The 20,182-nt window shown below is 74.4% G+C and carries 17 protein-coding genes; 2 read left to right on the top strand and 15 right to left on the bottom strand.

Annotation, left to right across the window (positions count from 1 at the left end; all coding sequences use genetic code 11):
* Positions 1–20 precede the first annotated feature (20 nt).
* From ACZ7LB_RS16455 to ACZ7LB_RS16435, 5 genes are all read right to left on the bottom strand, one after another.
* Positions 21–2,234: a hypothetical protein gene (locus ACZ7LB_RS16455; RefSeq protein ID WP_471468778.1), complete on the bottom strand. Its 2,214-nt coding sequence runs from the start codon at positions 2,232–2,234 to the stop codon at positions 21–23.
* On the bottom strand, positions 2,231–3,484 hold the full coding sequence (locus ACZ7LB_RS16450) for an aminotransferase class III-fold pyridoxal phosphate-dependent enzyme (RefSeq protein ID WP_471468777.1): 1,254 nt from the start codon (positions 3,482–3,484) through the stop codon (positions 2,231–2,233). Before ACZ7LB_RS16450 ends, ACZ7LB_RS16455 begins: the two co-directional genes overlap by 4 nt.
* 33 nt (positions 3,485–3,517) lie before the next feature.
* Positions 3,518–4,549, bottom strand: coding sequence for a cupin domain-containing protein (locus ACZ7LB_RS16445; protein WP_471468775.1), 1,032 nt, complete (start codon positions 4,547–4,549; stop codon positions 3,518–3,520).
* Positions 4,549–6,102, bottom strand: coding sequence for an adenosylhomocysteinase (ahcY, locus tag ACZ7LB_RS16440; protein ID WP_471468773.1), 1,554 nt, complete (start codon positions 6,100–6,102; stop codon positions 4,549–4,551). The genes ACZ7LB_RS16445 and ahcY overlap by 1 nt, the downstream gene beginning before the upstream one ends.
* A 451-nt stretch (positions 6,103–6,553) precedes the next feature.
* Positions 6,554–8,251, bottom strand: a complete 1,698-nt coding sequence (locus ACZ7LB_RS16435) for a helix-turn-helix domain-containing protein (protein ID WP_471468771.1) — start codon at positions 8,249–8,251, stop codon at positions 6,554–6,556.
* 167 nt (positions 8,252–8,418) lie between these two features.
* Between ACZ7LB_RS16435 and ACZ7LB_RS16430 the strand changes: the two genes are divergently transcribed.
* Positions 8,419–9,084: a guanylate kinase gene (locus ACZ7LB_RS16430; RefSeq protein ID WP_471468770.1), complete on the top strand. Its 666-nt coding sequence runs from the start codon at positions 8,419–8,421 to the stop codon at positions 9,082–9,084.
* Between the two features lie 77 nt (positions 9,085–9,161).
* Here ACZ7LB_RS16430 and ACZ7LB_RS16425 read toward each other — a convergent pair whose 3' ends face one another.
* From ACZ7LB_RS16425 to ACZ7LB_RS16380, 10 genes are read right to left on the bottom strand one after another with little or no spacing between them, the layout of a single operon-like run.
* Positions 9,162–9,980 carry an SDR family NAD(P)-dependent oxidoreductase gene (locus tag ACZ7LB_RS16425; protein WP_471468769.1) on the bottom strand — a complete coding sequence of 273 codons (819 nt, stop codon included), beginning with the start codon at positions 9,978–9,980 and terminating at the stop codon, positions 9,162–9,164.
* A gap of 2 nt (positions 9,981–9,982) precedes the next feature.
* Positions 9,983–10,390 carry an aconitase X swivel domain-containing protein gene (locus tag ACZ7LB_RS16420; protein WP_471468767.1) on the bottom strand — a complete coding sequence of 136 codons (408 nt, stop codon included), beginning with the start codon at positions 10,388–10,390 and terminating at the stop codon, positions 9,983–9,985.
* A complete protein-coding gene (locus tag ACZ7LB_RS16415; protein ID WP_471468766.1) occupies positions 10,383–11,669 on the bottom strand; it encodes an aconitase X in 1,287 nt (428 codons plus the stop codon). Before ACZ7LB_RS16415 ends, ACZ7LB_RS16420 begins: the two co-directional genes overlap by 8 nt.
* A gap of 7 nt (positions 11,670–11,676) precedes the next feature.
* A complete protein-coding gene (locus ACZ7LB_RS16410) occupies positions 11,677–13,020 on the bottom strand; it encodes an FAD-dependent oxidoreductase (protein WP_471468764.1) in 1,344 nt (447 codons plus the stop codon).
* Positions 13,017–13,817, bottom strand: coding sequence for an alpha/beta fold hydrolase (locus tag ACZ7LB_RS16405; RefSeq protein ID WP_471468763.1), 801 nt, complete (start codon positions 13,815–13,817; stop codon positions 13,017–13,019). Before ACZ7LB_RS16405 ends, ACZ7LB_RS16410 begins: the two co-directional genes overlap by 4 nt.
* Entirely contained in the window at positions 13,814–14,614 is an 801-nt protein-coding gene (locus tag ACZ7LB_RS16400; protein ID WP_471468762.1) for an ABC transporter ATP-binding protein, read from the bottom strand. The genes ACZ7LB_RS16405 and ACZ7LB_RS16400 overlap by 4 nt, the downstream gene beginning before the upstream one ends.
* Entirely contained in the window at positions 14,614–15,390 is a 777-nt protein-coding gene (locus ACZ7LB_RS16395; protein ID WP_471468760.1) for an ABC transporter permease, read from the bottom strand. The genes ACZ7LB_RS16400 and ACZ7LB_RS16395 overlap by 1 nt, the downstream gene beginning before the upstream one ends.
* Entirely contained in the window at positions 15,387–16,223 is an 837-nt protein-coding gene (locus ACZ7LB_RS16390; RefSeq protein WP_471468759.1) for an ABC transporter permease, read from the bottom strand. Before ACZ7LB_RS16390 ends, ACZ7LB_RS16395 begins: the two co-directional genes overlap by 4 nt.
* Positions 16,220–18,067: a dihydroxy-acid dehydratase domain-containing protein gene (locus tag ACZ7LB_RS16385; protein ID WP_471468757.1), complete on the bottom strand. Its 1,848-nt coding sequence runs from the start codon at positions 18,065–18,067 to the stop codon at positions 16,220–16,222. The genes ACZ7LB_RS16390 and ACZ7LB_RS16385 overlap by 4 nt, the downstream gene beginning before the upstream one ends.
* A gap of 1 nt (position 18,068) precedes the next feature.
* Positions 18,069–19,055 (bottom strand): ABC transporter substrate-binding protein, encoded by a 987-nt coding sequence (locus ACZ7LB_RS16380; RefSeq protein WP_471468756.1) that lies wholly within the window; start codon positions 19,053–19,055, stop codon positions 18,069–18,071.
* A gap of 211 nt (positions 19,056–19,266) precedes the next feature.
* Here ACZ7LB_RS16380 and ACZ7LB_RS16375 point away from each other — a divergent pair, with 211 nt between their 5' ends.
* Positions 19,267–20,055, top strand: coding sequence for an IclR family transcriptional regulator domain-containing protein (locus ACZ7LB_RS16375; protein WP_471468754.1), 789 nt, complete (start codon positions 19,267–19,269; stop codon positions 20,053–20,055).
* Positions 20,056–20,182: the final 127 nt, after the last annotated feature.

The raw sequence follows: 20,182 nt of genomic DNA, 5'->3' as shown, positions 1-20,182 counted from the left end.
CCTTGGACGTGGGACGGGAGTCAGGCCGCCGAGCGGCGGCGTTCCTGCTCGGCGAGGTGCGCGACGCGCTCGGCGAGGGCGCGGAGAGGGGCGTCCGCCGAACCGGCCGGACCGCCGTGGGGGAGCGTGGCGCGGGCGGCGAAGCGGGCGCAGAACAGGGCGTCCGCGGTCCGGCCGGCGGCGAGCAGCGCGCGTGCGTCGGCCAGGGCGCCGTGGTCGGCCGCGGCGGACGCGGCCGACGCCCGCAGCGCCGCCGACACCTCGGCCCGGCTCGGCCGCTCCGCCTGCCACGCCTCGCACAGCACGGCCCACAGGTCCGGGCGGCCGATCGTGCGCAGGTCCGCGGGGACCCATTTGGGTTTGTGGAACCGCGGCGGCCGGGCGGCCAGCGCCGTCACGGCCAGCTCGTAGGCGGCCGCGCGGATCGCGGCCCGGTCCGGCCGGCCGCCGTGCGGCTCGCGCACCAGGCGCAGCACCTCGTCCAGCCTTCCGGCGAGCAGTGCGGACGGGACCGACTGCCGCTCGGCGCGCCCGGCCAGCCGGCGCGCGTGGCCCCGGTCGTCCAGCAGCGGCAGGCCGGTGAACCGGGCGGCCAGTCCGAGCCGGCGCAGCACCGCGGGGAAGGTCGGCGCCCCGGTCGGCGGCGGGTGTGAGTCGGAGGTCAGGGACATGGCCTCGTCGAGCGGGACGTACTCGACGAGCACCCGCACGCCGTCCACCACCCGGCACTCCGAGAGCGGCCGGCCCGGGGCGTCGGCCCGCGGCCCGGAGTCGTGCACCACCAGCAGGTTGAGGTCGGAGCCGGGACAGGCACGGCCCCGCCCCACCGACCCGGTGACCAGCACCGCGAGGGCGCCCGGCGCGTGCCCGAGCGACTGGGCCAGGTCCCAGGCCAGGTCGACGCGCCGGGTGCTCTCCGCGGCGCCGGGGAAGTCGTCGGCCTCGCACCGCCGCCCGGTCGCCAGCGCCCGGGCCGCGTCCTCCGCGTCGAGCCCGTCGGTGAGGGTGGCCACCGCGCGCCGCCGGCCGGACACCTCGAGGAACGGACGGGTCAGCACCGCGGCCGGATCGGTGCCCGCCCGCGCCAGCCGGCGCCCCGGGGCGGTGCGTTCCGGGGCGATGCCGAACCAGGTCAGGGTGTCGTGCATCGCCTCGACGACGCCGTTGCTCAGATGGACCCCGTTGTTGGTGCGGCGCACCGGCTCCCCCGTCGTGCCGCGCAGCGGGAAGAGTCCGGCCAGGGCGTCGCCGCGCAGGCTGCCCGGCAGCGCCCGGGCCGGATCGGTGGTGCCGCAGAACTCCCGCCGCATGCGCTTCCACGGCAGCGGCCGCCCGCCCGCCGCGGACACCAGGACCGCCACCGCGCTGTTCCCCGGCTGCTCCAACCGGGCCAGCACACCGGGCATGTGCGGATTCACCACGATGACCGCCTCGCCCCCGGACGACGCCGCGTCCCGGAAGACGTTGACGAACAGGCAGTCGCCTATCTCGTTGGGGCCGTCCACCGCGCCGCTGTCCAGCCCGCGCAGTTCCGCCGAGGCGGTGCTCCACTTCTCCAACTCCCCGGCGGTGACCCGCTCCTCGGCCAGCAGCCGGTAGGCGGGCACCACGTCGAGGTCCTGCGGGCGCGCGCCGAACCGGGCGCGGAAACCGGGCCGGTCGTAGACCCGCAGCAGGGCGATCCGCTCCTCCGCGGTGAGCACTCCGCGCCGCGCCAGCTCGGTGTGCGGACGGTAGTGCGCCGCCGCGGCGCCGAGATCGGTGATCTCCCGGCCCGGCAGCATCCGGGCCCACTCGGCGCGGTAGCCGCACTCCGCGAGCCGGTCGGCCAGCTCGCGCAGGGCCGCCGCGGTGACCGCCATGCCCGGTTTGAACAGCAGGACGCCGTCCGCCCCCGGCCGCTCGCCGGTGGCATCCGGGTGCCGCCAGTCGCCGGAGCGCAGGACCGACTCCAGTCCGGGGGAGGCGCAGGCCGCCGCGTCCGGGACCCGGCGCAGCCGTCGGCGCACGGTGGCGGCCGTCCACCAGGTCGGGTCGCAGGGCGGGGGGTCGGGGACGGTCAGCGCCAGGTCGGGTCCGGTGCCTTCGAACAGGACCGCGGTCCCGGCCGGGCCCCGCCCGCGCACGCCGGTCACCGCGACGGTGCCGCCCGCGCCGGGGACACCGGCCGGGTCGCGCAGCCACTCCCGCAGCCGCCCGTGGTCCAGTTCGCCCGAGATCGTGATCGAGGTCACCGCCCGACCAGCTCCTCCTGCGTACGCACCATGGCGCGCCCCGCGCGGTCCAGGAACTCCTCGATGATCCCGTCGTCGTGGGCGGCCGAGACGAACCAGTTGTGCGTGGGGTGGACGAAGCAGCCCTCCGCCACGAGCCGGACGGCGAAGGCGCGCATCCACCGGTGCTCCTCGTCGCCGTCCACCGTGAGGTGCGGCATGGCCGCCGGCCCGGTCACCCGCAGCGGCACGCCGTGCAGTTCGCCGAGCGCGTGGAGTCCGGCGCGCAGCTTCTCGCCACCGGACCGCATCCGGCCGATGGAGTCCTCCCGCCGCATCAGCCGCAGGTTGGCGATCGCCCCGGCCATCGCCGAGCCGGAGTTCCAGAAGGTGCCGGCCGCGAAGACGGTGCCGGCCGCCTCGCGCAGCGCCTCCGAGCCGGTGACGGCGGCGATCGGCCAGCCGTTGGCGAGCGCCTTGGAGAAGCAGACCAGATCGGGCCGGTAGCCGAAGTGCGTGTGCGAGCCGCGCAGGTCGAGGCGGAAGCCGGCCCGGACGTCGTCCGAGATCAGCAGGGTTCCGGCCCGGTCGCAGTGCGCCCGCAGCGCGCGCAGCCAGGCCGGGTCCGGCAGCACGGCCGCGCCGGGGATCGGATGGTGGAACGGGGTGATGACCACGGCGGCCAGCCGCTCGCCCTGTTCGGCGAAGACCCGGTCCAGGTCGTCGAGGTCGTTCCACCGCAGTGTGACGACGTCGTGGGAGTCGGACGGCTGCCGCCCGGGGCCCGGATTGCACCACGCGCACCAGCCGTGCGAGCCGTGGTAGGCGCCGTCCACGCAGGCCACCAGGGTGCGTCCGGTGTGGGCCCGCGCGGTGAGCAGGGCGATCCAGGTCGCGTCCGAGCCGCTCTTGCCCCAGGCGGCCCAGGCCGCGCCGGCCACGGTGTCGACCAGGAGCTCGGCCAGCTCGACCGAGCGGGCGGTGGCCTGGCTCAGGCACTCGCCGAGCCGGACCTGCTCGATGACGGCCGCGTCGACCTCCGCCCGTGCGTAGCCGTTGACCATGGTGCCGTAACCGCACATGAAGTCCAGGTACCAGGTGCCGTCGACGTCCCGCAGCCGGGCGCCCTCGCCGCGCTCGGCGAACCAGGGGTACCGCTGCGGGTCGAGGACCGCGGGGAACTTGTTGTGACCCCAGACGCCGCCCGGGATCACCCGCCGGGCGCGGTCCAGCAACTGACGGGAGGCGGCGAACCGGTCGGGCGTACTCACGATGACTCCTCGGGGGACGGTGGGGCGGGGCGGTCAGCCGCTGATGGAGGGACGCAGCACCTCGAACGCCTCGGGGAACCGCGCGGAGATCTGCTCGGCGCGGGCGAGGTCCTGGTCCCGGAAGTCGAAGCCGGGCGCGACGATCTCGCTGATCAGGCCGTGGTCGGCGGCCTCGCCGAGCCGGCTGGTCTTCCACCAGCCGCCCGGGCAGGTGAAGACCGGCACCTGGCCGGCGGCCAGGTCCTCGCCCATCACCACCTCGTGCAGCTCGCCGTCGGGGGAGAGCAGCAGGTAGTGGAGGGGACCGCCGGAGTTCAGGAAGTGCGTGATGTGGGCGGTGTTGCGGTGCAGGTGGCCGACCGGTGAGTCCCGGTCGAGCAGGTAGTGGATGGTGTTGGCGGTCGGGCGCGCCCCGCGGGGGGTCCGCACCGTCGTCGCGGACTCGTAGTACTGACGGTAGTAGCCGCCCTCGACATGGCGGGTCAGTCCCAGGGCGTCGCGGACCGCGGGCGCCCCGGTGACCCCGGCGGGCGGTGCCGCCCCGGGCCCGGCCGGCTCGGGCCACCCCCGCTCCGCAGCCCGGGCGAATCCGTCGCCCGGCACCACCGCCTCGCTCCAGAGGCCGAGTTCGCCCGCGGTGAGCTCGACGGCGAACCCGTGGCCGCCGGGCACGGTGTGCTGGAACGGCACGTCCGAACCGGCGAAGAGGCCCAGGGGGCGGGACGACACCGTGCCCGCCGCGTCCCTGAGCCACAGCCGCAGCGACGCGGCCGCGCCGTGCGGCGGATGCCGGAACAGGACGGTGTCGGACACGGTGCGGTGCCAGCCGGTGCGCGGACCGGCGGTGTCCAGCATCCGGGTGCGGAAGGCCATGGCCCGCTCGGTCAGCGACCGTCCGTCGTAGTGGTCGTGGCCGCGGACCGGCCCGGCCCAGCCCTCGCCGGGGACGGGAACGAGCGAGAGGAGGGCGGCCGGATCACCGGTGCGCCGCGTGGTCGTGGGCCCAGGCGGGTGCGTGGGCGTGTGCCCGAAGGGCGCGCCGTGGACCGCTGTATGACGGTCCATCAGTAACGGTAGGCCGCGGGCTTGTAGGGGCCGTCCACCGGCACCCGCAGATAGGCGGCCTGCGGCGGGCTGAGCGTGGTCAACTCGACGCCCAGCGCGTCCAGATGGAGCCGGGCGACCGCCTCGTCGAGCCGCTTGGGCAGCGCGTGCAGGCCCACCGGGTAGCCGTGCTCCCCGCGGTAAAGCTCCAGTTGGGCCAGTACCTGGTTGGCGAACGAGCTGGACATCACGAAACTGGGATGCCCGGTGGCGTTGCCCAGGTTGAGCAGCCGTCCCTCCGACAGCACGATGAGGGAGCGGCCGTCCGGCCGGGTCCACTCGTCCACCTGGGGCTTGACGGTGTGCCGCCGCACGCCCGGCGTCCTGGCGAGGCCGGCGAGGTCGATCTCGCCCTCCGCGTGCCCCATGTTGCCGACCACCACCTGGTGCTTCATCCGCATCAGGTGCTCGGCGGTGATCACCTGGGGGCAGCCCGTCGTCGTGATGACGATGTCGGCCGTCCCGACCACCGAGTCCAGCGCGGCGACCTGGTAGCCGTCCATCGCGGCCTGCAACGCGCAGATCGGATCGATCTCCGTCACGATCACCCGGGCGCCCTGCCCGCGCAGCGCCGTGGCGCAGCCCTTTCCGACGTCCCCGTAGCCGCAGACCACGGCGGTCTTCCCGCCGATCAGGACGTCGGTGGCCCGGTTGATCCCGTCCACGAGGGAATGACGGCAGCCGTAGATGTTGTCGAACTTGGACTTCGTCACCGAGTCGTTGACGCTGATCACGGGGAAGAGCAGCGCACCCGAGTCCGCCAGCCTGCGGACGTGATGGGCGCCGGTGGTGGTCTCCTCGGTGACGCCGTGCACGCCCGCCGCCAGGGCGCCCCAGTGGCCCGCGGTCACGCCCCTGGCCGCCAGCAGCCGCAGCAGCCCGGCCTCCAGTTCGTCGTCCTCCGAGGCGGCCACCGGCACGGTGCCGGTCCGTTCGGCCTCGACGCCGCGGTGCAGCAGCAGGGTGGCGCACGCCGCGTCGTCCAGCAGCATGTTGGGGCCCGCGCCGTCCGGCCAGCTCAGCGCGCGGTCGACGCACCACCAGAACTCGTCCGGGCTCTGCCCCTTCCAGGCGAACACCGGTACCCCGGGCCGGTCGCCGCCCGGACCCGCCGCCACCGCGGCGGCCGCGGCGTCCTGGGTCGAGAGCACGTTGGAGCCCGCCCAGCGGACCCGCGCGCCGAGTTCGACCAGCGTCTCGATCAGCACCGCCGTCTGCACGGTCATGTGGAGCGTGCCGCTGATCCGGGCACCGGCCAGCGGAGCGCTGCCGGCGTACCGCTCGCGCAGTGCCATCAGGGCCGGCATCTCGTGCTCCGCCAGGCGGATGCCGGTCCGGCCCTGAGCGGCGAGCGAGAGGTTCCGCACCCGGTGGTCCTCCTCGGTACCGGGGCCGTGGTGCGCGGTGCGGGGGTCGGGAGCACCGTTGGTGGGGTGCGGGCCGGGGACACCGTTGGTGGGGTGCGGGCCGCGGGCGGGAATCGGCCCCGCGCCCGGGGTGGCGACAGAGGTCATGCCGAGCCGTCCCTTCGTCTGTGGTCGTGAGGGGAGCATCGTCCGGCCGCAGAGGACCGCTCAAGGGGTTTCCCGTTTCCTGCTCGGGCGGGAGATTCCCCCGGCGCGGGCGGCCCCCGAAGCCGTCACGGCGCCGCCCGGGAAGCGTCGCGGGCGGCGGAGCTGCGGTTTCCCAAGTCGCCCCGACCGACGGGCCGTTGTCCCGTTTCCTCCTTCCGGAAACCCCTTGTCCGCCCGGACTCCGGTCGACAGGCTCGGGGCCACGGGAGACGCCGCCCAGGAAGACCCCGGGAAACGCGGCGGTCCTCCCGGCCGAGGAGGGGGCGGGCGCGGCGTGCGCGAGCACAGGACGGGGCTCGGCCCGCTGCCGGGCCGGGCCGGGAGCGGCCGTCGAGCCGGCCGGGCGGGTGCCACGGACGTCCGCGCCTTCGCGGCACGCGCCTCCCGCGGGTCATTCCGCGGCGGCGGCCAGACTGCCGTGGCCGCCGTGACCGTTGCGGTGGCCGCGGTCGGCCGGAGCCGGCCGGAGCCTCGCCCGGACCGCGTCGCGCGGCCCGTCGAACCGGCCCGGTGCCCGGCCCTCGCCGTGCCGCAGCAGGTCCAGGAGCGTGGTGACGTCCGCGAGGCCGACCGACTGGGTGCCCATGTCCAGTCGGTCGGCGTGCTCGACGGCCAGGCGCAGGTTCCACTCCTCGGCCTCGCACCACTGCCAGGCGTGCTCCAGCGGCGGGGCGCCGTCCGGTCCTGCGCCGGTCCTCGCCGCGCCGCCGGACGCCTCCTCGTGCTCCACGCTCAGGAGCGTCCGCAGCGCCTCCTGCGCGGTGCGCCGGTACCACTCCAGCAGCCGGCGCGAGCCCTCGTCGCACGCCTGCCGGTCCCCGGCGGCCAGCTCCGCCGCGTAGGCCCGCAGCAGGCGGTGGACGCGGTAGCGACCCTGAGTGGGCTGCTCCACCAGGTGCACCTGGTAGAGGGCGTCGAGCCGGCGCCAGGCACTCGCCTCGTCCGTGTCCAGCAGCACCGTGGCCGCGGCCAGCGAGATGCCGGCCTCGGCATGCGTGCCGAGCAGCCGGAAGGCCCGGGCGGCCCCGTCCTCCAGGGCCCGGTACGAGCGCTCGAACGCGGCCCGGACCGAAGCCACCTCGTCACCGCCCGCGGACAGCAGATCGAGCCACACCCCGGTGTCCGCCGACCAGTGGGCGCGGCCGTCCTCGCCCGCCGCCATGCTCTCGGCGGCGATCCGCAGGGCCAGCGGCAGGTGCCCGCAGCGCCCCACGACCTTGGCCATCGTCGCCGGGTCCACGGACGGCTGCCGGTGGCCCGTCACCTGGCGCAGCAGCTCACAGGACTCGTAGGTGGACAACGGCTTGAGCGGCACCCGGGTGGCCCCGTCCCGCGCGACCAGGCCCGACAGCCGGTCCCGGCTGCCGACCAGCACCAGACTGCCCGGTGTGCCCGGCAGTTGCGGCCGGACCTGTTCGGCGCGGACCGCGTTGTCGAGCACCACGAGCACCCGGCGCCCCGCCAGCAGCGTGCGGTAGAGCGCCGCCCGGTCCGCCGTTCCCCCCGGGAGGTCGTCGGCCCTGACCCCCAGCGCCTGCAGGAAGGCCGCCAGCACCTGCGCGGGGTCCGCGGGCTCACCGCGCGGCAGCAGGTCGTAGAAGAAGATGCCGTCGGGGAACCGGTCGGCCACCCGGTGCGCCCACTGGAGCATCAGCGCGGTCTTCCCCACCCCCGGCATGCCGTCCACCACCACGACGCCCGTCGCCTCACCGCCGCGGTGGTGCGACTGGTCCAGGGCGGCGTCCAGCGCCGCCAGTTGCGTCGTGCGTCCGATGAACGGGGCCGGAGCCATCGGCAGTTGGGCCGGGCGCCGGTGGCGCGTCCGCGGTCTCCCCTGACCGGCCCTGCGGTGCGCGAGCACCAGCTCGCCGCCGGCGCCGAGGACGTCGTCGCAACTGTGGGCCAGCTGCGCGGAGGCGAGCTTGTCACCGTTCTCGATCTTGCTCAGATGGCCCTTGCTGTAGTGCACCAGATCCGCCAGCGCCTGCAAGGACATCCCCCCGCCGGTCCGGTAGGCGTGGAGCGTACGGCCGAAGGACGGCCTGTCGTCGATGGGTAACTGTTCCTGCAACTCGTTGCCTCCCGTCATCCACCTGTCGAAGGAGACGGAAACTCATTGCCTCAGGTTCGCTGGGTGACCAGGCTTGGTTGGACGCGGTCCGCGGATTCCCGCCGCCCCTCTCCGAGCCCTTCCCGGCGCGGGACCGGACCCCCGGTGACCGTCCCCGTCTTCCGATCCAGAGGTGATCTGCGCCCATGTCCCCCGACGCCACCCCGTTCCGCATCGCGCCCACCGGCCTGCTCCTCGTGCTCTCCGGTCCCTCGGGCACCGGCAAGACCTCGCTGGCCCGGGCCCTGGTCCGGGCCGACCCCGCGCTGGGCCACGCCCGCTCGGTCACCACCCGCGAGCCGCGCGCCGGGGCCGGTGAGGAGCACTACGACCACGTGGACCGGGAGGAGTTCCTCGCGATGGCCGCCGCCGGGGAGTTCGCCCAGTGGATCCATCCGTCCTACGACGAGTACTACGGAACCCTGCGCACCCCGTTGGAGAAGGCCCTCGCCGAGGGACAGGACCTGGTCTTCGACTACTGCCCCGAGGGCTACCTCAATCTGCGGCGCTTCTTCCCCGAACGGACCGTCGGTGTCTTCGTGATGGCGCCCAGCGTGGACCTCATGGACCAGCGCCTGGCCGGGCGCGGCAGTGAGGACGGCGAGGAGCGCGAGCTGCGGCACACCATGGCGCTGCGCGACTTCAACTTCGTGGACCAGCACGACTACCACGTCGTCAACGACGACTTCGACCACGCGCTGGTGACGCTCCAGGCGATCCGCCGCGCCGAGAAGGCCCGGCTGGCCCGCCAGCGCCCGGTGCTGGACGCCTACGCCCGGTACGCCGAGCCGGCCCTGCTGCGCTACTACTGAGGGGCCCCGTCCGGCGGCGGCAGGCGGCGCCGGGCCGGGCCCGCGCACCGGCCGCCGCCTGCCGCCGCCGGACGGGATCACTCCTCCTCCGGCCCCGGCAGGGTGTCGCTGAGGACCTGGGTCAGGGCGCTGGCGCCGCCGTCGGCGACGTACGTGCCGCCGGTCATCCAGCCCGACGCGTCCGAGGCGAGGAGGAGCGCCAGGCCGGTGAGGTCGGCCGGGCTGCCCCAGCGGCGCATCGGCACCGAGTCCTCCCAGGCGGCCACCGTGGCGGCGGGGCGCGGGCCGGGGCCGCCGATGCCGGTGACCACCGGGCCCGGCGCGAGGGCGTTGACGCGGACGCCGAACCGGGCCAGCTCCAGGGCGGCCTGGCGGACGAGGCCCAGGACCGCGGCCTTGGAGACCACGTACGGGTAGCTGACGCGGGGCTCCGCGCGCAGGCCCGCGGTGGAGGCGGTGACGACGATGCTGCCGGACCGCTGGGCCTTCATGACCCCCGCGCACCGCTGGAGGCAGTGGAAGAGGCCGTCGAGGTTGACGTCCAGGACCCGGCGCCAGTCGGCGAAGGACAGGCCGTCGATGGCGCCGCCGGGCTGGAGCGGCGAGGGGACGCCGTTGATCCCCGCGTTGAGGTACGCCACGTCGAGGCGGCCGGAGGCGCCGACCACGTCGTCGACGAGGCGGCGCACCGCCTCCGGGTCGGTCACGTCGCACACGTGGGCGACGGCCGTCCGGGGGCCGGTCAGCCCCGCCGCCGCCCCGCGGACCGCGTCGGCGACGTCGGCGAGGTGGACGACGGCGCCCTCGGCCGCGCAGGCGCGGGCGATCTCGTGGCCGATGCCCGCGGCGGCGCCCGTCACCAGGACCACCCGTCCGTCGATGCGCAGCGTGTCCATGGTCAGACTTCCCTTCGGATCAGTACGGTGCCGGCGGTGCCGTCCACCTCCAGCCCGTCCCCCGTGCGGATCGCCCCGGCGGGGGCCAGGCCGGTCACGGCCGGGACGCGCAGGACGGCGAGCCCGAGGGCCAGTTTGCTGTTCATCCGGCCGAACACGACGGCCAGGGGTGCGGTGCCCAGCAGTTTGGCGAGGTGGAACTGCCCGGACCAGCCGGAAGAGCCCTTGGCGCCGGGCACGACGAGGACGGTCCCGGCGACGCTCCGGCCCTGCTGGGGATGGCCGTTCTCCACGATGGTGCCGGTCGCCGGGTCGATGCCGCCCCAGCCGGACACGGGCGCCGTGCAGACCAGCGCGGGTCCGCTCGCCCGCCCGGCGACGACCCCCCGCCCCCTCAGCAGCTCAGGCATCGGGCCACCTCCCGTCGAGCGCGGCGGTGACACAGGTCCGTACGGAGCCGAACCAGCCCTGGACGCCCATGATCGCGGGCAGGTAGTGGGCCTGCTTGGCGGAGTCGGTGGCGAAGACCCGGGTTCCCGGGGGCAGGAACTGCCCGATCGCGGGGCAGGTGTCGGACAGGACGCGGGCGCCGGCCTTCTCGATGGCGGCGACGTAGCCGCTGCGCTCGGCGACCGTGCGCAGCGCGCGGGGGGTGAAGACCCAGAGCGCGGTGGAGTCGGCGAGGCGGCGGCCCTCCAGCAGCCGGGCGACCTCGCGGACCTGCTCCAGCGACGCGTGCGGGCAGCCGATCATGACGAAGTCGACGTCGCGGTCGGTGGCCGTGCGGCAGAGCGAGGCGACGGTGTCGGCGCGTGCCCCGGCGTCGTAGACGGAGACGGCGGCGGGTTCCCGGCCGCCCAGCGCCTCCGGCACCGTCCGGGCCTCGGGGGTGACCCCGGGCAGGTGGAACATCTCGACGTCCCCCGAGGAGGCCGCTGCGGCGCCGAACTGCTTGAGCCGGACCGGGGTCGGCCCCCCGGCCGCGTCGGTCAGCCCCGGCCCGGTGAGGACGGGCACGGCGTCCTGCACCTGCCCGCCCACCCAGTAGCCGAGGACGTTCCAGTCCTCGGTGGTGCGCACCGGGTGCCGGACGTCGATCAGATGCGTGGCACGGCGGTGCGCGTCCAGGTGGTACCCGCAGTACGGGGTGCGGCCGGTGAGCATGGAGGCGGCCGAGGACTCGCGGCCCTCGGTGTTGGTGCGGGCTCCGAGGACCGAGTTGATGTAGACGACGGCGGAGGACTCCATCCAGGCGCAGTGCTCGCCGTACCGGGGGACGTTGCCCACCTGGTAGGGCGTGCAGGTGGACAGCAGATCGACGCCCTTCTCGGCGAGGTAGCGCTCGCTGTCGTCCATCGCGGCGGCGTCGCCGGGGGCGATGCCCTGGAGGTCCCACCGGTCCCGGTCCCGGGGGCCGATGAGCTGGCAGCTGTGGGCGCGGAAGGGGGGGACGTCCACCGTGGTGTCCAGGTCGAGCGAGAAGCGGGAGAAGAGCGCGGCCGGATCGGTGGTGCCCAGGACGCGGGCGTGGCGCGGTCCGAAGATGTTGGCGCCGCACACGTTGTCGGTGTCGACGAGCCGTTCGGCGCCCATCAGGTCGCCGTAGCGCACGAGCAGGTCGAGGGCGGCGGCGACGGCGGGGCCGTGGTCGCCGGCCAGCATGCGTTCGTCGGCGGGGCTCAGCTGCATGTCGGCCTCACAGCGTCAGACACGCTCCTTCTGCTTCGAGTTCGGTGCGCAGGGCCGTGACGTCGACGTCGGCGGCGCTCACGCGGTCCTTGAGCGCGAGGTGGGCGGCGGTGCCGGCGGCCTGGCCCATGGCGAAGCAGGGGCCGGCGACGCGGGCGGCGGACTGGCCGCCGTGGGTCATCGAGGCGCAGCGTCCGGCCACCAGCAGGTTTCCGGGGCCCTCGGAGGGGACGAGCATGCGGTAGGGGAGCTGGTTGTAGCCGACCGGGTCGTCGCCGTAGGGCCAGCGGATGTCGAGGTCCCCGTCGACGTGCGCCTCCACGGGCCAGCCGTTGAGGCCGATGGAGTCCTCGAAGCGGGCGCAGGAGCGGACGTCGTCCTCGGTGAGCAGGTACCGGCCGGTCAGGCGGCGGGTCTCCCGGATGCCGATCTCGGGGCCGATGTCGACGATGTAGGAGCCCTCGAAGCCGGGGAGGTTCTCCCGGATGAAGCCGAAGACCTCCTGGGCCTGGGCACGGCCCTGGACCTCGCCGTGGGTGAGCTGCCAGACGTCGGTGCCGTCCACGGCGCTGCCGTCGGCGTTGCGCAGCTGGGTGGCGTTGGCCCGCCACTCGATGGCGTCGCGCTGGGGGCGGACGATGGCGCCGCGGCGGGGGAAGCGGGGCCGGCCGGCGGCGACGGCCTCGTCCATCAGGCGGGGCAGGATCTTCCAGGCGGGCCCGGCGCGTTCGTCGTCCACGGCGTTGATGCGGAACATGGTGGACGGGTAGAGCATGGTGCCGTGCGGGTCGGCCTTCTCGTGGGCGGTGCCGGTCCAGGCGAGGAGGTCGCCGTCGCCGGAGCAGTCGATGACCATGCCGGCGCGCAGGACGCCGCGGCCGGACTTGGACTCGACGACGATCCCGTCCACGGTGGTCCCGTCGGTGACGGCGCCCACCGCGAAGGCGTGGTAGAGGAGCCGGGCGCCGGAGGAGAGCACCTGGTCGTCGGCGGCGCTGCGGTAGGCGGGGATGTCGTACGCCTGGGCCTGGATGCGGTCGGCGAAGGACAGGTGCGGGGCGCGCAGTCCGCCGAGCCGGTCGATGCGTTCGAGCAGTTCGGTGGCGTGGCCGCGCACGGTCAGGACGTGCTCGCCGTGGACGTTGGAGTACATGCCGCAGAAGGTGGAGAGTCCGCCGCCGGTCCCGGCGCCGCCGAGGTAGCCGCTCTTCTCCACGAGCAGGGTGGTGCGTCCGGCGCGGGCGGCGGCGGTGGCGGCGGAGAGTCCGGCGGGGCCGCCGCCGAGGACGACGACCTCCCATTCGCCCAGCACGGGGGTCCTGCGGGTGGGTTCGGTGACGTAGGCGGTCACGTGGCGTCCTCTCGGTGGGTCGGTCCGGCGGGCGCCGGTTCCCGGTCCGGCCCGGTCCAGTGCTCGGTGAGCAGGGTGTGCAGCCGGTCGGGGACTTCCTGGGTCAGCAGGTGTCCGGCGCCGGGCAGGGCGAGGTGGCGGGCGCCGGGCACCCGGGCGGCGATGGTGCGGGCGTGGTGGGCGGGGACGACGGCGTCGGCCAGGCCGTTGACGGCGAGAACGGGGCAGCGGACGCCGGCGAGGTCCTCGCGCAGGTCGATGCCGGCGATGGCCTCGCAGCAGGCGGCGTACCCCTCGGGGTCGAGGCGTCCGACGCCGGCGACGGTGTCCGTCATCAGCGCGGTGGGCGCGGCGGCGGCCCCCGGCGCGTACCAGCGGCCGAGCAGGCCGCCGGTGGCGACGGCCATGCCCCGGTCGCGGACGGCGGCGGCGCGGTTCCGCCAGAACTCCGGGTCGTCGGCGACGACGGGCGAGTTGACGGTGACGAGGCTGCGCACCCGGTCGGGGTGTCCGGCGGCCAGGGCGAGTCCGACGGTGCCGCCGAGGCTGACGCCGACGACGTGGGCGGACTCGATGCCGAGGGTGTCGAGCAGGGCCAGGGCGTCGTCGACGAGGTCGGCGAGGCGGTACGGTCCGGGCGGCGCCGGGGAGTCGCCGTGGCCGCGGTGGTCGTAGGCGATCACGCGGTGGCCGGCGCGCAGGCGCTCGCGCTGGGGTGCCCACATCGCCGCGGTGGTGCCGAGCGAGGCGGAGAGCAGGACGGGGGTGCCGGAGCCCTCGTCCGTGTGGGCGGTCACGCGGCGGCTCCCGTGCCGCGGCGGCCGGCCTTGGCGTCCTGGATGCCGCGGTGGACCCGGGCGCGCAGGGCCGCGAACTCGGGGGTGGAGCGGCTGGTGACCTGGTCGCGGTCGGCGGGCAGGCCGATGCGCACGTCGTCGAGGACGTGGGTGGGCGAGGCCGACAGGACGAGGACGCGCTCGCCGAGGTAGACGGCCTCGTCGATGTCGTGGGTGACGAAGAGGGTGGTGATGCCGAGGGACCGCCACAGGGAGCGCACGAGGTCCTCGAGGTCGGCGCGGGTCTGCGCGTCGACGGCGGCGAACGGCTCGTCCATGAGCAGGACCTGCGGTTCGTACGCGATGGCGCGGGCGATGGCGACGCGCTGCTGCATGCCGCCGGAGAGCTGCCACGGGTAGGAGTCGCCGGCGTCGGCGAGGCCGACGGCCGCGAGGGACTCGGTGACCAGCCTCTCGCGCCTCTCCCGGGGCAGCTTCTTCTGGCGCAGCGGCAGGTCGATGTTCTGCCGGACCGTCTTCCAGGGGAAGAGGCTGCGCCCGTACTCCTGGAAGACGACGGCCATGCCGGGCGGGGGCCCGGTGACGGGGGTGCCGTCGATCCGGACCTCGCCCGCGGTGGGGGCGAGCAGTCCGGCGAGGCATTTGAGCAGGGTGGTCTTGCCCGCGCCGGACGGGCCGACGATGCAGGCGAACTCGCCCCGCGCGACGGTGAAGGTGATGTCGCCGATCGCCTCGACGCGGCGGCCGGTGGACTCGTACACCTTGTTCAGGCCCTCGACGGTGACCATCTCGGTCATCAGCCGTTCCTCCTCTGCGACTCGCGCAGGCCCAGGTACCAACGCAGGGCCCGCTTCTCGACGATGGTGAACAACGCGGACAGGACGAACCCGATGAGGCCGAGCAGGATGATCCCGCTCCACATCTGGGGAATCGCGAAGGTCCGCTGGAACTGCACGATGCTGAAGCCGAGTCCGTTGGTCGCGGCGAACATCTCGCCGATGACCATGAGGATCAGCCCGATGGACAGGGACTGCCGCAGTCCGGCCGCGATCTGCGGGGCGGCGGCGGGGAGCACCAGGTGGCGCAGCCGGGCCGCGCCGCGGACGCCGTAGACGCGGCAGGTGTCGGCCATGACCTCGTCGGTGGCGCGGACGCCCTCGACGGTGTTCAGCAGGACCGGCCAGACGCAGCCGGAGACGATGACCAGGGTCTTGGAGCCGTCCCCGATGCCGGCGACGATGGCGATGACCGGGACGAGCACGGTGGGCGGCACGGCCCGGACGAACTCCAGGACCGGTTCGGCGCCCCGGCGCAGCGCGTCGGTGAGGCCGAGCGCGACGCCCAGGGCCACGCCGAGCACGGCGGAGACGGCGAACCCGGCGAGGAGCCGCAGCATGCTGGGCACGACGTCGGCGGCGAACCGGTCGGACAGCCAGAGCCGGCCGAACTGGTCGAGGATCTCCGACAGCGGCGGGAAGTAGTAGCTGGTGCTGCCGGCGCTGGTCACCCACCACAGGGCGACGAGCGCGGCGGGCAGGCCGAGGGCGAGCAGGGCGCGGCGCAGGAGGCTCATCGGGCGTTCTCCGATCGCCGGACGGAGGGGTGCCAGCCGAGCGCGGCCCGTTCCGCGTACCGGAAGCCGATGTTGACGAGTGTCCCGAGGAGGCCGGTGAGCAGGACGAGGGCGAACATCCGGGTGGTGGCGCCGCTGCTCTGGGCCACGGAGATGAGCTGTCCGATGCCGGGGGTGCCGATGACCAGTTCGCCGGTGATGGCGAGGACGAGGGCGACCGAGGCGGCGAGCCTGATCCCGGTGAACACGAAGGGCAGCGTGGTCGGCCAGACGACGTGCAGCACCCGGGCGCGGAGCCCGAAGCGGTAGGAGCGGGCGGTGTCGTACGCGACGGGGTCGACGTCCTGGACCCCGTAGAGGACCTGGACGAGCACCTGCCAGAAGGCGGCGTAGACGATGAGGACGACGCCGGACTCGAAGTCGGTGCCGAAGACGAGGATGACCGCCGGGATGAGGGCGACCGAGGGGATGGGCCGCAGGAACTCGACGGTGGAGGCGGTGACCGCGCGGAGCACGGGCACGAGTCCGATGAGGAGACCGGCGGCGACCCCGGCGACGACCGCGGCGACGAGGCCGACGGTCCAGGTGCGCAGCGTGCTGCCGAGGGCCTGCCAGAGGGCCGCCTCGCCGGTCACGCGGACCAGTTCGGCGACGACGGTGCTGAGCGGCGGCAGTACGCCGTCGGCGATCAGACCGGTGCGCGGGACGGTCTCGGCGATCAGCGCGGCGACCGCGATCCCGACGAAGGGCGCGGTCCGCGGCCGGTTCCTGCGTGGGCGCGGGGTGGTGACGGAGGGGGCCCGGCCCGGTGGGGCCGTGTCGAGTGCGGTCATCTGGCGCCTCCGGGGGTGGGGGCGGGGGGAGGTCCGGGTGCGGGGGCGGACCCCGGGACGGATGCGGGGGTGCGGGCGGTGGCGGGCGCGTCCTCGGCGGCGGACCCGGCGGGGTGTGCGGGGGCGCCGCCGGTGGCGGGGGACGGCGCGGCGCTCTCGCAGAGGGTGCCGCATCCCGGGCGGGCCAGGACGGCGCCGCAGGCGGGGCCGGTGACGGTCCGGTCGTACGCGGTGAGCCAGCCGGGCGTCCGGACGGTCTCCGCGGGGGCGGTCTCGCGGGTGGCGAGGACGCCGGGGTCGACCTCCAGGTCGACGGTGCGGGTGGTGAGGTCGATGGTGATGACGTCGCCGTCCCTGACCCGGCCGAGCGGACCGCCGGTGGCGGCCTCGGGCGCGACCTCGCCGACCACGATGCCCTTGTTGACCAGGCCGGAGAGCTGGCCGTCGGTGACCACGGCGACCTTCTCGCCGAGTCCGGCCCCGTCGAGGGCGAAGACGAACGCGGAGGCCATGGCCATGCCGGGTCCGCCGTGCAGCCCCATCCCGCGCAGCACGACGACCTCGCCCTCGCGCACCTCGCCCGCGGCGAGTCCCGCGACGGCCGCCTCCCGGGAGGGGTAGCAGCGGGCCGGGCCGCTGAAGCGCCGGGGGCGCTCCTCGTCGACGGGCAGCTTGACGATCGCCCCGTCCGCGGCGAGGGAACCGCGCAGGACGACGATGGACGGCCGCGTGGAGAAAGGTTCCTGCACGGGGCGGATGTAGGTGGGGTCCGGTTCCGGCGCCTCGGCGATCAGCTCGGCGAGGGAGCGGCCGGTGACGCCGACGGTGCCGGTGTCGAGCAGCGGGGCGAGGGTGCGCAGGACCCCGAGGGTGCCGCCCGCGTCGTCCAGTTCCTCGATGAGATGGGGCCCGTTGGGGCGTACGGCGGTGACGACCGGGACCCGGTCGGCCAGTTCCTCGTACGTCCGCCACACGTCCACGTCGAGTCCGGCCTCCACGGCGATGGCCTGGAGGTGCTTGACGGAGTTGATCGAACCGCCGACGGCGAGCATCACGGTGACGGCGTTGCGGACCGCGGCCGGGGTGAGCACGGTGCGGGCGGTCAGCCCCTCGTGCACCATCTCCACGATGCGGCGTCCCGCCGCGTGGACGGCCTCCCACATGACCGTGCCGTTGGCCCGGGTCGGGGTGGTGCCGGGCAGGGTCATGCCGAGGGCCTCGGCGGCCATGTGCATGGTGTTGGCGGTGCCCATGCCGGCGCACACACCGGGGCCCCGGATGGCGCCCTCGGACATGGCCAGCAGGTCCTCGGCGGAGGTGCGGCCCAGGGCGGTGTGCCCGGCGTGCAGGAAGACGTCCTCGATGTCGGGGCCGCCGTCCTCGTGCAGGGCGCTGCGCTGGTAGCCGCAGGCGACGAGGAGGGTGGGCACGTCGAGCCGGCCGCCCGCCATGACGTGGGCGGGGCCGGTCTTGTCGCAGGAGCTGAGGCAGACCATGCCGTCGAGCAGGGCGCCCTCGACGACCACCTCGATGTCGTTGACGATGAGGTCGCGGGTGGGCAGCACGTACCGGCCGCCCGCGCCGGCGCTGGTGACGAAGTCGGACGGGGCGACGGTGCGTATCTCGAAGGGCAGTCCGCCCGCGTCGCGGACGGCCTGCTTGAGCACCGGCACGATGCCGTCGAGATGGGCGAAGCAGGCCGCCAGGTCGGACGAGGAGTTGACGATGGCGATCTTCGGCCGGGCCATCTCCTCGTCGGTGATGCCCAGGGAGCGCCACTCGGCCCTGCGGACGGCCCAGCGGGAGGTGCCTGCCTCCAGATCGCTGCGGAGCCTGTTCGTCATGTCAGCCGGCCGTCCCCGACCAGACGAGGTCGCGGTAGGAGAGGGGGCGGTCGATGATGCCGTACTTGCCGGCGGCCTTCACGAACGCGTCGACGGACGCCTGCGGGATCTCGGGCGAGAACGTCGGCAGGGTGACCTTCCTGGCGACGGCCGGGTCGATCGTCATGAAGGACGCGAGCTGCGCCCGGGTCTCGTCGGGGTGGGCGTTCGCATAGGTCAGTGAGGCGTCGATGGCGGCCTTGAGCTGGGTGAACAGCTCGGGGTTCTTCTTGAGCTGGTCCTCGGAGGTGAAGTAGACCGAGGTGGTCAGGCTGCTGTCGGACATCTCCAGGTAGGGCGAGGCGATGACCCGGGTGCCGGTCTGGGCGGCGATGGTGTCGAACGGCTCGGCGGTGACCATGGCATCGATGTCACCCTTCTTCAGCGCGGTGACCGCGTCGGGGAAGGGGAGTTCGACGAACCTGACCTTGTCGGGGTTGCCGCGGGCCGCGGTGACGGCGACCTCGCCGAGCATCTGGAGCAGGTTGTTCAGGGTGTTGACGCTGACCTTCTTGCCCTCGAGGTCGGCGGCGGTCCGGATGGGGCTGTCCTCGCGGACGCGGATCATCGTGACGTCCTTGCCGTCCACGCCGGTCGAGTTGGAGCCGGCGGCGATGATCTTCAGGGGCAGGCCCTTGCTGCGGGCGGCGAGCACCGAGACGACGTTGCTGAACGCGAACCGGTACTGCCCGCTGACCACCGGCGGCACCAGCGCGGCCCCGCCCTGGCCGGTCTTGATGTCCAGCTTGAGACCGCGGTCGGAGAAGAGGCCCTGCTGCTGTCCCAGGTAGAGCGCGGCGACGTCGATGACCGGGATGAACCCGGCCTGCACGGTCATCGGCTTCTTCGACGAGGCCGAGCCCCCGGAGTCCGAGGAGCCGCCGCTGCCGCAGGCGCCGAGGGAGAACGCCAGCCCCGCCGCTCCGGCGAGTGCTGTTCTTCTTCGCATGATCGGAGACTTCACCGTTCCTCCAGGGAAGGGGGGCCCGTGGCGACGGGCCCGACGTGCGTTGGGAGGACCATACACATCTGAACACTCGTGCGCCAGGTGAACGCACACCTGTGCGCTATGCGTACACTCTCCATGTCCGCAGGCCCCGACCGGTCCCGCGGTATGGGAAAGTGATGCAGCGCAACACCGCTGGAACAGGAGATGCGGCATGACACAGCCCCAGGACGGTCCAGGTGACGCGGACTTCGTCCAGTCGCTGGCGCGCGGACTCGAGGTGATCAAGGTCTTCGACGCCGAGCACCCCTACCGCTCGCTGAGCGATGTGGCCAAGGCCGCCGATCTGTCCCGTGCGGCGGCCCGGCGTTCCCTGCTGACCCTGCACCGGCTCGGATACGTACGCGTCGAGGGCACCCGCTTCGGCCTCACGCCGAAGACCCTCGAACTGGGCCACGCCTATCTGCGGGCCCTGTCCACCCCGCAGATCGCGGAGCCCCATCTGACGGACCTGATGCGCGACGTGCGCGAGACGACCGCGCTCTCGGTGCTCGACGGCGACGACGTGGTGCACGTCGCCCGCGTACCGGTGCGGGGGATGATCACCGTGTCCATCCCCGTCGGCTCCCGCTTCCCCGCCTACGCCACGGCCATGGGCCGGGTCCTGCTCTCGGGCCTGGACGAGGACGCCTTCCGCGCCTATCTGGAGCGCGTCGACCTCCAGCCCCTCACCGACCGCACCGTCCGCGACATCGAGCAGTTCCGGGCGATCATCGCCGCGGTCCGGGAGGAGGGTTGCTGCGTCGCCGACCAGGAGCTGAACCAGAGCCTGCGCGCGGTCGCCGTCCCGGTGCACGACCGCTCCGGTGTCCCCATCGCCGCCGCCAACATCGCCGCCAGCACGGGCACCCGGACCCTCGACGAGCTGCGCGCCATGGTGCCCCGCCTCCGGGAGTGCGCCACCGGCATCGAGACGGACCTCCGGCTGGTCTCCGGCCCCTGACGCCGCTTCAGCCGCCTGCCGCCCACCGCCCCCGCCGCGCGACGCCGCGCGGCGGGGGCGTGCTCGTCGGCGGGGCCGACCGGGGCGGCGGACGTATGCCCGACAAACGGTCCCCAAGGGACAACTC

This window comes from Streptomyces sp. NPDC107521, assembly GCF_055598485.1.
The sequence above is the reverse complement of the archived record's forward strand: the minus strand, read 5'-3'. Positions and strand labels throughout refer to the sequence as shown.